The organism is Campylobacter concisus (assembly GCF_902460575.1).
GTDB lineage: Bacteria > Campylobacterota > Campylobacteria > Campylobacterales > Campylobacteraceae > Campylobacter_A > Campylobacter_A concisus_AW.
Map to the genome: position 1 here is coordinate 398,078 of NZ_CABPUY010000003.1, position 14,235 is coordinate 412,312.

The following is a 14,235-nucleotide window of genomic DNA, read 5'->3' on the forward strand; positions in this document are numbered from 1 at the left end:
TTTATTATATGTTACATTTATAGAATTTTTTGTAGTTATTAGGTGATATTTATATAACACTTATATAAAATTTAATTTTCATGTAAGAATTGATTAATGATATTTTAAGTTATAAATGTTTTTATTTGATTGCACTAAATTTTAAAAGAATAATAGAATTTATAAAAAAGATTTGTAAATTTATATAGAAAGAAATTTAGACCCAAAAAGGGTCTAAATTTTAAAGATCGACGTGGATGTTTTCTTTTACATCGATATAAGCTGTAGTTGTGCCGTAATTCGCCTCATATCTTTCAAAGCCCTCTACTGCGTTAGCAGCAGATTTACTAAAGCCTTCAAGTTTTACTCCGCCACTTGCTTGAGTTATTTGAAGCAAATTATTACTATGTTCGTGTCCGACATCAAGCATATCAGCTATATCAAGAGCTTTTAGAGTGACCTTTTCATTGCTAGTAACCTTTAACTCTTCAAAGCTCTTAACCTTTGTAAAGTCTATCTGACCATCAACCAAAAGCGTATCGTGATCATAGCGACTTCTATTGTCTGAGTATCCACCAAGAATGCTAGTGCCACCCTCAAGCTTCATATCTTTAGATATAAAGACACTATCACTGCCATCCGATAGATCTATTTTAATATTAGTTAAGCTTCCAGATCTTAGCTCCAAATAATCTTTTGCATTTTCATGTCCACTCAAAATCCAGTTCGCATGGTGTTCAGCTGGCAAACCAGTAGCTGATGCGTGAGTATCTTCAACTACCACATGCATTTCATTTATATAAGCCATGATATCTACATCTTTTAGGGTAGATGACTTTAAATTTATATCTGTATGATAAGTTTCTCCAAATGAAGGGACTCTACTGCCTCCATTTAGTTCTACGTTATCAAGGTTTGAGCTATCTATATTTATAGTACCTTTTGATGATCCTGCATAGATCGCACTTTTTTCTGCTGATGTTGTTGAGTTAATGTCAGTGTATTTGATATTTATAACGTCTTCATCGCCTTTAATTAATTCATTGCCAACCCATTGTATGGCACCATTAAGCTTATTAGCATTAGTGCTTATGTCAATATCTGTCATTTTTACATGATCAGCTTTTGTACCTGTTATATTTAAGATATCGCTGTTAATGCCAAGATAGATGGTCTCTTTGTTAAAAACTCCACCATTTATGTTTATGACATCATTGCCAAAGCCCGCATTGATCTCAACTTTTTCGTGCGTTCCACCATTTATATTTATAGTATCATTCCCGTTACGGGTGTCGATAGTGACATTATTTAAATTTGAGTTATTGATATCAATCTTATCTTTTCCAGTATTAGTTCTAATATCAAGCCAATTTAAATTTGAACTATTGATATTAACCTCAGTGTCTCCAGAGTTACTATATACTTCACTAAAATGGATCTTACTAGGTTCTTCTCCTTCTTTATGACTTACGGTTGCATTGTTGAAATTTAAGACATTATCTCCATTTTGAAGATACTCTACATCAAAGCGTTTGTCGTTGTGAAATTCGCTATTTACAGTTGTTATATGGTCATTATCTATGATGCCACCCTCATACGTATATTTAGCGTTATCTATACTAAATTCTAAGATCACACTCTCGCTGTAGTAGTGATTGTTTTCAACGCCCTTATCTGCATCTTTAAATAACTTTTCTTTATCCCAGCTCTCATAAAATTTTTCACTATTTTCAGACAAAAGCTTGCCTTCATTTAGCTCTTTATCGTCTATTACATTTGCACGAACAACTACTTTGTTGATATCGCCCGCTCTTAGACCTTTTATGACGCCACTACTATCTAGGTCTATCCAGTTTTCATTATCAAGTGAGTACTGAATTTTATCGTAGTCTTTGCCGTAAGTCGCCTCTCCACTAAATTTAAGCTTCACATCGATTTTTTGATCCGCATCGGCTTCTGCCACTTCACCCCTTAGCTCAAATATTAAATTGTTATGTTCCCACATATTCGATTTTTCATGGTTTTCGATCTGAAAGCCTCGTTTGCCATATATGCCTATGTCTTTTACATATTTTGAGTCGTATTCATTTATATATTCTGGCTCTGGATCAGGCGTTGGCTGTGGTTCAGGTTTAGGTTCAGGTTTAGGTTCTGGTTTTGGCTCTGGCTTAGGTTCAGGTTGTGGAGCTGGAGCTGGATTTACAGGCTCGACTGGCTCAACTGGCGTAGGCTCTGGCTTAGCACCAAGATCGACATTGATACCATCTTTTACATCTATATAGCCTTTCTCCGTATAAGATCTACCGTTATTTTGAAAACCAAAGTCGGCCTCATATCTTGTAAAGCCTTCTTTTAAACCTCTTCCATACTCTGAAAGCTTAAAGCCTGCTAGCTCTACTCCGCCAGCTGCCTCTGTGACTGTCAAGATATGTTTGCTATCGCTATTTTTAATGTCAAGCATATCATATAGATCTTCTAGTTTTAGGTTGACCTTCTCGTTGCCAGCCACTTGTAGCTCTTCAAAGCTCTTAAATTTATTAAAATCAACATTGCCATCAATCACAAGTGTATCGGTTTCGTAGCTAGTGCCACCATTTATCATGGTGTATCCATCAAGCTTCATAGCTTTTGAGACGACGACTTTATCTTCGCCGTTGCCAAGATTAACCGTCATATCGTTTAATGTGCCTGATCTTAGCTCTAAAGTATCATCTGTATCTGCGAAATTCCACTTTGTGGCATTTTCTGGGTAGCTGCCATTTACTTTTGTATCTTCAACTACTACGTGAGTTTTGTAGATAGTGTTGAGATTTACATCATCAAGAGTAGATGATTTTAAATTTAGATCGAAATTTAGTGGATTTCTATTTACATCGGTACCTGTGTTGGTCTCTGTACCTATGTTGATACTCTTTAAAGTTGAGTTTTCAACATTTACGGTGTTGTTTTTTGATTCGGCGATGATGTGGTTGGCTGAATTTTTATATGTTGAGTCGATCTCAGCGTATTTGATATTTATCTCGTCTCTCTCGCCTGAGCCAGTTCTTAGGTACATATCTGTCATTTTTACATGATCATCTTTTGTGCCATTTAAATTTAATACATCGTTTCCACTATCAAGCGTGAAGCCACTTTGATAAGGATCGGTGCCTATGTAAGTTCCGCCGTTTAAATTTACAGTGTCGTTGCCTGCACCAGTTTCAACGTGAAGTCTCTCGTGTCTTCCACCATTTATATTTATAGTGTCATCTCCGCCTTGAGTGTTGATATTTAGCCAGTTTAAATTTGAGTTATCGGCATTGATGGTATCTTTACCTTCATTAAGATAGCTGCCATCGCCAAAGACTATAGTGCTAGCCACGTCACCAGCTTTGTGGTTTATCGTCGCATCTTTGAAATTTAGTGTATTGTCGCCATTATCTTTAAATGTAACGTCAAAAGATTTATCATTATTAAACTGGTTATTTACAGTGATATCATGATCATTATCTACGATCTTTTCGCTATTTGATGCTTTTAAGCCACCTATGCTAACTTCTAGCGAAACGCTCTCTTTAAAGTAGCCATTATTTTCTACGCCCTTATCTGCATCTGTGAAAATTTTCTCCGATGGATCAAGTGTGCCTTCATTTTGGTCGTGATCGTTTGCCACTTCAACACGTACGCTTACTTTATTTATATCGCCAGCTCTTACATCTTTTATCACGCCACTATCATCTAGCTTTTGCCAAGTTTTACCGCCATCTAGCGAGTACTCTGCGTTTTCATAGTCTTTGCCAGCAGTTGCCTCTCCGCCAAATTTAAGCGTCACATCTACCTTTTTATCAGCATCAGCCTCCGCTACTTCGCCTTTTAGGTTGTACTCTAAGTATGATTTGTCATTTGAGCTTCTTGGGTCTGAGCTCTTTTCATAGCCAAATTCTAACTTGTTTTCAACTGAGATATTTTTAACTATATCTTTGCTCTCGTCAGGTTTAGGTTCAGGCTGCGGAGTTGGTTCTGGAGTTGGCTCAGGTTTAGGTTCTGGTTTTGGCTCTGGCTGTGGCTGTGGTTTTTCAGGTTCTGGAGTTGGTTCAGGTTTTGGTTCTGGAGTTGGCTCTGGTTTAGGCTCTACTGGCTTTGGCTGCGGAGTTGGAGCTGGGGTTGGAGTTGGATTTTCTGGTTGTGATGGCTCAACTGGGGCTACAGGTGCAATGGCAGAATTTATATCACTATCTAAACCATCAAAAACATCACTACCGCCACCTTTTACCTCTTGGTTAGTTAGTTTTACAGCGCCAAAAGTATCTGAAAGTGATCTAAAGCTAGCTGATACATCAGAGCTTTCATGACCGCCATGCTCAAACCTCGTCTCGCCAAGGCTCACGCCATCTCCGCCTCTGCCACCGCTATTACCACCAGCAGCACTCTCTTCGAGATTTGCTAAATTTTCACCTTTTAAAAGGGCTTTTTGTATAGCTGCTACCTCTTTGTCTGAGCTAAGGTCGTTATTTAAATTTAGAATTTCGCCATCTTTTAGCTCGAACTCTTTGCCGTCGTTTGATGCGATAGTTACCTTTGCGCCGTTTGCTTTAACGACATCGCCCTCGTATAAACTATCTCCCGCGACAACAACTCTTTCGTTGCCATTTTTGTCTATAACTACTACTTCCTTGGAGCCAAGAATGTTTTTGATAACACCTACTTTAACAGCCATCGCTGCCTCCTTTAAAATCAATTTGACACATTATAAATATTTCTTTTAAATATAAAGTAATATAAATATGATGTTAATTCTTAAGATTACGCTGTTGCAGTGGGTTTTAAAAATTAAATTTTTGATAAATATAAGCAAGATCCCAAAAGGGATCTAAAATTTAAAGATCGACGTGAATGTCTTCTTTTATATCTATATAGACTGTGCCTTGACGATCACTACCGTCTGCTAAGTGCGTATTATAGGCACTTTCATATCTGTGGTAGCCATTTTCTGCTCCGCTAGTTTCGATAAAACCATTAAGTTTTACAGTACCATGGGCTTCACTAAATTTAACTACATTAGAGCCATTGTCTAAAATGTCACTCAAATGAGCCACATCATTGCCGTTTAATGTCACATAAGCACCGCTCGTTACTTTTAATTCTTCAAAGCCAGAGACCTTTGAGAAGTCGATATTATTATCAAGCACAAGAGTATCATAGCCCTTGCCACCAAATATTTGAGTATTATTATCTATATCTGTTCTTGTCATAGTTAAACTAACTGTATCGTCTCCGCCACCTAGATAAAATTTAGAATTTTTTATGATAGCTGATGTCACATTTAAAGTATCATTTTGATTATCTGAGAAGTAAAATTCGTTATTTTTACCATGAAATTCTGAGTCGTCTATGTGCATATTGACCTTGTTATTTCTGCCGTCAAATTTAACGTCACCCATAAATTTTGGCCCAAGAAAATTCATATCAAAAAGCGGCGTATGGTCTAAATTTGCATGCGAGCCTTTTATATCTATCTCGCCGTCTCCACCGCACACTTTTATATTCATAGTGGTCTTTTCGCCATCATTCGCTTCGATAGTAGTGTGTCCGTTAAAGATAGTGTTGTCCATGTTTAGCGTATCTACTTCGTTTGGATTTGTAAAGCTAGAAAGAGAAATTTTCGTATCACCAAAAAAGCCCACCCAGTCGGTGTTTATAGTGTCATTTCCTCCGCCAAGTCTTATATCCGCACCGTTTTTGATCTCAGATCTTTGGATATCTATAATGTCGTTATCTAAACCTGTATGAATGGCAGCATTTTCCATCGTTGCACCATAAATTTTCACGCTATCATCGCCGTCATTTGTATATAAAAGCGTATGATCTTTTATGCCGACATTGTTTCTTATCTCTATCTCGTCGTTGCCAGCTCCAGCGTCAAATCTCAGCCCTCTAACCTCGATATTATCGTGAATTCTTAGCTTATTATCGCCATCTCCTGCGTCTATCTTGGCATCATTTACGATAGATCTTGTCATATCGACTATATCGTTGCCATTGTCAAAACGCACATCATTTGCACTCGTGGTTGCGTCTGCAATGTTTAAAATTTGATCCTGCGCTTTTGGCCTTGCATCTGCCACCCTTCGTCCGTATAGCTCAGCAAGAAAATTCTTGGGCTCAAGTATCTCAAGCGACTTTACCTCCTCTATGATCCTCACGTGAGGGTCACTTTGCCCGCCATTTTGGCTCACTCCACCGCTTAAATTTAACCCCTCTTTGTCAGCTACTTCTACGCTCATATTAATCCTTTCTTAAAAAAATTGACTTTTGGATTTTAATAAGCGTTTTTAAATCACATTGAAATATAAATTATATTGATTATCAAAAGAAATGCCTAAATTTAGGCTTTTTGTATAAAAAATTTTATTAAATGAAGCAAGGGGAGTTTAGACCCAAAAAATGGGTCTAAAATTTACATTAATTCGTTTACATTGACATTTTGTATAGTAAGCGTAAATGTCTGACCGCCTTCATTTACGTTATATACATATCCATTGCTAATTTCAGTAGAAGCATCTGCTACTTCAGATGAACCCTCTGTAAATGTGCCAACACCTTTTACGCCTTTTACGATTAGCGATGTCGCACCTTCACCACCGACATTTTTTATGAAATTTGCGATATCAGACGCATGGAAGAACGTAAAGTCCTCATTAGCGTCTGACATATCAAGTACCTCAAAGCCACTTATCTTGCCGGCATTTGTCGTATTAAACGAGCCGTCGTGTATTTTTAGCGTATCTATGCCGTCGCCTCCATTTATAGCTGTGCCATTTAGGCTTACATCCTTGCCAAGATCGACTAAGTCGCTGCCGTCGCCACCTGAAAGGTAGGTGTTGGTTAGTGTTACATTATCAGCTATATTGATAGTGTCGTTGCCTTTGCCTGAGTTGATGTTTGATGCATCGTGGTCATGCGCAGCTTCGCCTGCAGCTGGACTTAAATTTACATTTGATGTACCAGTTAGATCAGCGTTGATATTTATCGTATCGTCTCCACCTTGAGTGAAGATCTTAACATCAGTATTATCATGAGTGCCAGCTCCGATAGTCACGCTATCGCCGTCATCTGCGGTATTTATAGTAACTCTACTAAGCTCAGCGTTATCGATAGTTACGGTTTTTACGCCAGCATTTCCAACGCCTGCACCCTCTATATTTGTATCAACTAGACCAGTAGCCTTTGCAACATTTAGTGTTACATTGCCATTTTCAAGCATGATGTTTGAATCCACCATAGAAACATCACCATCGACATTTACACGGTCATCTCCGCCGTTTGTGTAGATGATAGCCTTGTCAAATGAGCTATTTCCAGAGACGTTAATAGTGTCATTTCCACCGCCTGCGCCGATATATGTGCTATATCCATCGTTTGAGATCATGGTGACATCTTTTAAATTTATCTCATCATCACCATATCCAGTCTCAATGGCAGCGTTGTTAAATTTAGCGCCAGCAACATCTACACTATCTCTATCGTCACTTATTCCAGCATCAGCTGAGCTAGTGTTTATCTTAGTATTTGAAATTTCAGCGCCTCTTTCGATAGTTAGTGTGTCGCGACCTTTGCCCATCTCTATGTAGTTTGAGTGAATTCCAGCTTGGTTAGCTACTGGATTTGCCACATGAGCTGGTGAGCTTATAGGGTCATTGTGTGCGGCACTATTATTTTTTATTTCAGTGCTACCTTTGATAGTTAGGCTATCATTACCCTCACCTGTGTAGATATCCATAACATCTGCTTTGGTATCTTGAAGTACGATCTTATCATCACCATTGCCACTTTTTATTTCAGAGTTATATATGCCTGCACTGATGAAATTTAGCATGTCGCCCGTGTCTGAGTCGCCTGTATCGATATCAACTCTGCTGATACTTGCGTCAGTAACATTTATAGTGTCGTCGCCCTCGCCTGTTTTTATAAAGCTATCAGTTCTGCTTCCTGCATACTCGGTTAGATCAGTTGTTCCGTTATTAGTAACATAAGCATACATATCGCTTTTAATATTTACAGTGTCATTATCAGCACCAGTATCTATTTTTGTATTTTTTATAAGCTGATGATTATCGCTTTTTTCGATATTTACAGTATCGTTGCCACTCCCTGTTTTAAACAAGACATCGTCCAAAATCGTACTGCCAAGGCTTGGGCCAGAATTATCTTTTATAGTAAATACATCATTACCATCGTGGCTTGTAAATCTTGTACCTGTTACGACAGCTCCATTTATATTGAGTGTATCTTGATTTTTCTCTCCACCAGCATTTCCAAGGTCTATCCTAGTATTTTCTACAACAGCTTCTCTTTCTATGTTAAACACATCGTCGCCATCGCCCATTTTTATAACATCATTAGCATCTTTGTTTAGCCAATTTACACCACTTGAAAAAACAACTTCCTCTTTGATAGTTATAGTATCATCACCATCTTTTGTATCTATGATGGTTTTCATACTATCGCCATTGTCTGGATCAGAATTTACAAGAGCAGGGTTTAAACCCTCTGTAGTCGCATCTATATTTTCTGTGATATTTACATTATCATCATTATCAATGATCTTGCCCTCAGCCTCGCCAGATGTGATAGCAGCGTTGTTTGTAGTCACGCTAAGAGTTACACCCTCTTTATAAACGCCGTAGTCTTTTATGCCAGGAGCGATATTTGCGCCTAGATCCTCGCTGCTTGCGCCCTCGTTTTGGTTGCCAGCTGTTTGACCGTAGTCATCTATCACTTGCACCCTAACCTTTACATTTGCGATATCGCTTGGTACCACACCACTTATCGTGCCGCCATTTTGTATCGCAGTCCAGCTATTTCCACCATCAAGTGAATACTCCATAGCGTTTGAGTAGTCTCTGCCTGCACTTGCACCACTTAAATTTAGCGTTAGATCAGTAGGTGTAGTTGAGCTTGTAGCAGCTGATAGGCCTAGATTATAGACTAGATACTCGTTTGGAGTTGCCTCTCTTGCCTCGCCACTACCATCAAGTGATACACTTAGTGCAACAGGTGTAGCTGGAGTGACTGGAGTTGGTGGCGTGACAGGTGTCACTGGAGTTACTGGTGTAACAGGGGTTGTTGGGTTTGTTGGGTTTGTTGGGTTTTGTGGTACAACACTATCGCCCTCGCCATTGTCGTTATTATCAGCATAACCGCCGATTGGGCTATTAAAAGAGTCAAAAGCTCTGTTTGCATCGGTTAAATTTCTAAAATTTTCATTGATATTTGCGTAGTGGCCACCCTCAGCAAAGCTAGCAGCGCCTAGACTTACGCCATCTCCGCCAGCTCCACCAGCTGCTGCGTTACCACCAGCTGCTGTCTCTTCAAGATCTGTGATGTTTGCGCCATTTAAAAGAGCGTTTTGAAGCGCTGCGATCTCTGGGTTAGCACTTTGTGCGTTTGCTACCTCTTTTGGATCAAGCGAGATAGTATCTTCGCCTACTACTGAGACCTCCTTGCCGTCATTTGCAACGATGACTACCTTCGCATCAGCTGAAGTTGTCTTTATGCTCTCGCCCTCATACAAGCTATCGCCAACTTTTAAAATTCTCTCATTTCCACTTTTATCAACTGCGATCACTTCAGTTTGACCTGAAATTGATTTTATACTTCCTAGTTTTGCTGCCATGTTCATCCTTGTTAAATTTTTTGTCGCATTTTAATGAATTTTATAATTCATGTATATTGTACCCAGGTACAATAAAGCCCTTAAATTCGGCATTTGTGACACATGTATGACAATTTTACGTTATCAATTTATATATCATTTTGATCAAAATGAGGCAAATTTCATTTTATCTGTCTTATCTTTTAAGAGAGAGTTAAATTTAACGTGTGCTTTTTGTGATAAAATGAGCAAAAATAATATTTTTAAATTTATAAAAATATTTTAAAAATTTATTTGAGCTACTTTATTTTTTGTCTATTTGCTTGGTTTGGTGTTACGAAAATTTAAAAATGCGTAAAAATTCTTACTAGGAGGATAGCTATGAAAAAGCTAGTTTTATTGTTTTGCATTCTAGTTGCTTCGCTCTATGCAAAGCCAAACGTCGTCATCTTAGCCACAGGCGGTACGATCGCAGGAAGTGCTAGTGGCGCGACAAATGCCCAGTACGACGCGGCCCAACTTGGCGTCGATATCCTCATCAAAGCCGTGCCTGAGATAGCAAATTTAGCAAATGTAAAAGGCGAGCAAGTAGCCAACATCAGCTCAAACAACATGACTGATGAAATTTGGCTAAAGCTTGCAAAACGCGTAAATGAGCTACTTGCCAGCAAAGACGTGGATGGCATCGTCATAACTCACGGCACCGACACCCTCGAAGAAACCGCCTACTTCTTAAATTTGGTCGTCAAGTCAGATAAGCCTGTAGTTTTAGTAGGTGCTATGAGAAGTGCCACATCTATGAGCGCTGATGGTCCGCTAAATTTATATAACGCAGTAAGCGTGGCAGCTAGCAAAGAAAGCGCAGGTAATGGCGTTTTAGTCGTGCTAAATGACGAGATCAACGCCGCTAGAGAGGTTACAAAAACAAACACCTCATCAGTCGATACATTTAAGTCAAGAAACACCGGCGCCATCGGCAGGGTCTATTATGGCAAGGTCGTTTACAGCACAAAAAGCCTCAAAAAACACACTGCAAACAGCGTCTTTGACGTAAGCAAGCTAGAGGCCTTACCAAGGGTTGATATCATCTACTCACACGCAAATGACTACGGTGATATCGCGAAACACCTGATAGATGTTGGCTCAAAGGGCATCATCCACGCAGGCACAGGTAACGGCAGCATCCACAACAATGTATTTACCGTGCTTCAAGAGGCAAACGCCAAAGGCATAAAGATAGTAAGAAGCGCGATCGTTGGCAGTGGCTACGTAGATAGCAACAAAAAAATGGATGATAATGGAAATTTCATCACCGCAAGCGATCTAAACCCGCAAAAGGCTAGAATTTTACTCATGCTAGCCCTCACAAAGACGAGCGACACCAAAGAAATTCAAAAATTCTTTGACGAATACTAAAATTTACTTGGCTGCCCTGTGCGGCCAAGCTTTAAAATTTTTGATACTTTAGATGTGATAAAATCCTCTCAAATTTCAAAAAAAGGATCAAATTTGAGAAGCGATATAATAAAAAAAGGCTACACAAGAGCCCCACACCGCTCACTTTTACGTGCGACTGGGCTAAAAGACGAGGACTTTGCTAAGCCATTTATCGGTGTTGCAAACAGCTTTATAGAGATCATCCCTGGGCACTTTTTCTTAAACAAATACGCACAAATTTTAAAAGATGAAATTCGCAAAAATGGCTGTGTGCCGTTTGAGTTTAACTGCATCGGCGTGGATGACGGCATAGCGATGGGGCATAAGGGCATGCTATATAGCTTGCCTAGCCGCGAGATCATCGCAAATTCTATTGAGACCGTGATGAACGCGCACGCACTTGACGCGCTTGTTTGTATGCCAAACTGCGATAAGATCGTCCCTGGCATGGTTATGGGCGCTTTAAGGGTCAATGTCCCAACCATTTTCGTAAGCGGCGGCCCTATGAAAAAAGGTCACACAAAAGATGGCAGGCCGATCGATCTTGCGACTGCGTTTGAGGCGGTTGGCAAATTTGAGACCAAAGAGATAGACGAGGCTGAGCTAAGAGATATCGAGTGCAACGCATGTCCAAGTGGCGGCAGCTGCAGCGGTATGTTTACGGCAAATTCTATGAACACGCTTTGCGAAGCGATGGGCATAGCGCTCCCTGGCAACGGCACCATCCTAGCGCTAACTCCAGAGCGTGAGGAGCTCATCAGGCAAGCTGCTCGCAGGATCTGCCAGATCGCCCTTGATGAGAAATTTAAGATAAGAAACATACTAAATGAAAAGGCGATCCGCAACGCTCTTGTCGTTGATATGGCGATGGGTGGCAGCAGCAATACCGTCCTTCACATGCTAGCCATCTCAAGAGAAGCTGGCGTAAATTTAGACATAAAAGAGCTAAACAAGATCAGCCAAAACATCGCTCACATCGCTAAGATCAGCCCAAGCTTGCCAAACGTGCATATGGAGGATGTCGGCAGAGCTGGCGGTATGAATGCGGTTATAAAAGAAATTTCACGCAGAGACCACGGCATGCTAAATTTGGACAATCTAACAGTTAGCGGCGAGACTTTGGGTGAACGCGTAAAATCTAGTGACATCAAAGACGAGAGCGTTATCCACAAGGTGGAAAATGCCTATTCGCAAGTTGGCGGACTTGCCATTTTGTTTGGAAATTTAGCCGAACAAGGCTGTGTCATCAAGACAGCTGGCATCGTTGGCGAGCGTAAATTTAGCGGCAAAGCGGTCTGCTTTAACTCGCAAGATGAAGCGATAGCTGGCATCTCAAGCGGCAAAGTAGATAAAGGCGACGTCGTCGTCATCCGCTACGAAGGCCCACGCGGAGGCCCTGGCATGCAAGAGATGCTAAGCCCTACTTCGCTCATCATGGGACGAGGCCTTGGTGCAGACGTGGCGCTCATCACAGATGGCCGCTTTAGCGGGGCGACAAGGGGTCTAAGCATCGGCCACGTAAGCCCAGAAGCAGCCGAGGGCGGCATGATAGGCTTGCTACGAGATGGCGACATCATCGATATAGACGTCGATAAGTACGAGATAAACGTTCGCCTAAGCGAAGCTGAGATCGCAAAAAGAAGAGCGGAATTTAAACCAGTCGATAAGGCGCTAACCTCTCGCTGGCTAAGGCAGTATCAAAAACTAGTCACAAACGCAAGCAACGGAGCGATACTAGAGGCGTAAGCTAAAACTATCAAATTTAAGCCTAAATTTTAGGCTTAAATTTACTTCGCTCCGTGCCAAAGTAGGCGGTTTTTGCCTAGCTTTGTGTCGATACTCTCTTTTATAATCTCACAAATATACTCTTTTGAAAGCCCTATGGCCTCCTCCAAGCTCTTGCCCTTTGCAAGGTAGCAAGCAAGCGCCGTTGAGAAAGTGCAACCAGTGCCGCTCATTACAAGCGGACTAGCAAGCGGAGTTTTGAAATTTTGCAGTGAGCCATCTTTTCTATAAAGCGTATCTATGCTACTATCCTCACTTACATGTTTTTTCACGATGATATCGCAAGGCAGATCTTTGAAATTTCCTCCAAAAAGGACATTTGCCTCGTCTAAATTTGGCGTGGCGACGGTAGCAAGCTTCATTAGCTCCTTTAGCTTCTCTACTGCGCTATCTTTTATGAGTTTGTGGCCGCTCTTTGAGACGCAGACTGGATCAAGCACGATCTTGCACTTTTGGGTGAGCAAAAACTCATGCACCACGTCCATTATCTCCTCGCTAAAGAGCATGCCGATCTTTATGGCATCAAAGCTAAATTCCTCCGCCAGCGTGCTAAGCTCGTCTTTAACAAAGCTAGACTCTAAACAAACTACGCTTTTTATCGCGTCTGTGGTCTCAGCAACTAGCGAAGTGACCGCCGTTGCGCTATAGCAGTTTAGCCTAGCGCATGTCTTTATATCAGCCTGAAGCCCTGCTGTGCCGCTATTGCAAGAGCCTGCGATGATTAAAATTTTCTTCATCGTTTTCCTTTTGTAAATTTTGGCTTATTATAAGGGATATTAGTTAATTTTTGGGATAAGAAATTTGAGCCAAGCGGCTCAAATTTATGAAAGTTTGTTTAGATCGTTATCTATCTCGATATATATCGTAGTTGCGTCAAAATTTGCATGCTCGTAAGAGTTATCTACTTTTAGCTCGTTTGAGTCAGATAAAATCTCATCATTGGTGCTATGTTTGTGCGCTAAATTTTCACTGCTCTCAAGGCTATTTGAGCCATTTTCAGCCTCATTTGGCTGCGTTTTTGCAAACATATCTTCTACTTTTTCATTCATCTGATCAAGTATCTCAGCGTAGTTTTCTCCAAGAAGCGCTCTAAAAAGTGCATCAGTATCTATGCTATTTTCAGCGCTAGTATCAGCACTTACCACGCTACTATCAAGCCATATCGTGTCATATCCATTTAGAGATATGTCGCTACCATCCACTGCTGTGATAATCGCGCTCGCACTTTGGCTCTCACCTTTTATACTCTCTCCGATATAAACCTCATCATCTACGTTTAGAACTCTTACACGGTCGTTTTTATCTATCGCTATAACATCAGATGTGACGCTTTTTACCTTGCCGGCTACAGCTGCCATCTTTATTCCTTATTTTTATTTTTGATTTATTCTAGTGTTTTT

At 40.4% G+C, this 14,235-nt stretch carries 7 protein-coding genes; 2 read left to right on the forward strand and 5 right to left on the reverse strand.

All coding sequences use genetic code 11. The features are described from left to right. Window positions 1-220 precede the first annotated feature (220 nt). From F3G76_RS10535 to F3G76_RS08495, 3 genes are all read right to left on the reverse strand, one after another. Window positions 221-4,675, reverse strand: coding sequence for a hypothetical protein (locus F3G76_RS10535; protein WP_188116577.1), 4,455 nt, complete (start codon window positions 4,673-4,675; stop codon window positions 221-223). A 160-nt stretch (window positions 4,676-4,835) separates the two neighbouring features. Further along, on the reverse strand, window positions 4,836-6,242 hold the full coding sequence (locus tag F3G76_RS08490) for a hypothetical protein (RefSeq protein ID WP_149706442.1): 1,407 nt from the start codon (window positions 6,240-6,242) through the stop codon (window positions 4,836-4,838). A 173-nt stretch (window positions 6,243-6,415) separates the two neighbouring features. Beyond that, entirely contained in the window at window positions 6,416-9,634 is a 3,219-nt protein-coding gene (locus F3G76_RS08495; protein ID WP_149706443.1) for a retention module-containing protein, read from the reverse strand. Window positions 9,635-9,994: 360 nt separating this feature from the next. Here F3G76_RS08495 and F3G76_RS08500 point away from each other — a divergent pair, with 360 nt between their 5' ends. Further along, complete coding sequence (locus tag F3G76_RS08500) at window positions 9,995-11,029, forward strand: type II asparaginase (protein ID WP_149706444.1); 1,035 nt, start codon at window positions 9,995-9,997, stop codon at window positions 11,027-11,029. 93 nt (window positions 11,030-11,122) lie between these two features. Further along, window positions 11,123-12,796 carry a dihydroxy-acid dehydratase gene (gene ilvD / locus F3G76_RS08505; RefSeq protein WP_107943845.1) on the forward strand — a complete coding sequence of 558 codons (1,674 nt, stop codon included), beginning with the start codon at window positions 11,123-11,125 and terminating at the stop codon, window positions 12,794-12,796. 41 nt (window positions 12,797-12,837) lie between these two features. Here ilvD and F3G76_RS08510 read toward each other — a convergent pair whose 3' ends face one another. Together F3G76_RS08510 and F3G76_RS08515 are read right to left on the reverse strand one after the other, a co-directional pair. Further along, window positions 12,838-13,572 carry a hydroxymethylpyrimidine/phosphomethylpyrimidine kinase gene (locus tag F3G76_RS08510; RefSeq protein WP_148824068.1) on the reverse strand — a complete coding sequence of 245 codons (735 nt, stop codon included), beginning with the start codon at window positions 13,570-13,572 and terminating at the stop codon, window positions 12,838-12,840. A gap of 84 nt (window positions 13,573-13,656) precedes the next feature. Then, window positions 13,657-14,193, reverse strand: a complete 537-nt coding sequence (locus F3G76_RS08515; RefSeq protein WP_149706445.1) for a hypothetical protein — start codon at window positions 14,191-14,193, stop codon at window positions 13,657-13,659. Window positions 14,194-14,235 lie beyond the last annotated feature (42 nt).

Bases quoted from the DNA above. Each gene is read 5' to 3' on its own strand.
- F3G76_RS08500 (WP_149706444.1), top strand. From the start codon at position 9,995: ATGAAAAAGCTAGTTTTATTGTTTTGCATTCTAGTTGCTTCGCTCTAT.
- F3G76_RS08490 (WP_149706442.1), bottom strand. From the start codon at position 6,242: ATGAGCGTAGAAGTAGCTGACAAAGAGGGGTTAAATTTAAGCGGTGGA.
- F3G76_RS10535 (WP_188116577.1), bottom strand. From the start codon at position 4,675: ATGGCTGTTAAAGTAGGTGTTATCAAAAACATTCTTGGCTCCAAGGAA.
- F3G76_RS08495 (WP_149706443.1), bottom strand. From the start codon at position 9,634: ATGGCAGCAAAACTAGGAAGTATAAAATCAATTTCAGGTCAAACTGAA.
- F3G76_RS08515 (WP_149706445.1), bottom strand. From the start codon at position 14,193: ATGGCAGCTGTAGCCGGCAAGGTAAAAAGCGTCACATCTGATGTTATA.
- F3G76_RS08510 (WP_148824068.1), bottom strand. From the start codon at position 13,572: ATGAAGAAAATTTTAATCATCGCAGGCTCTTGCAATAGCGGCACAGCA.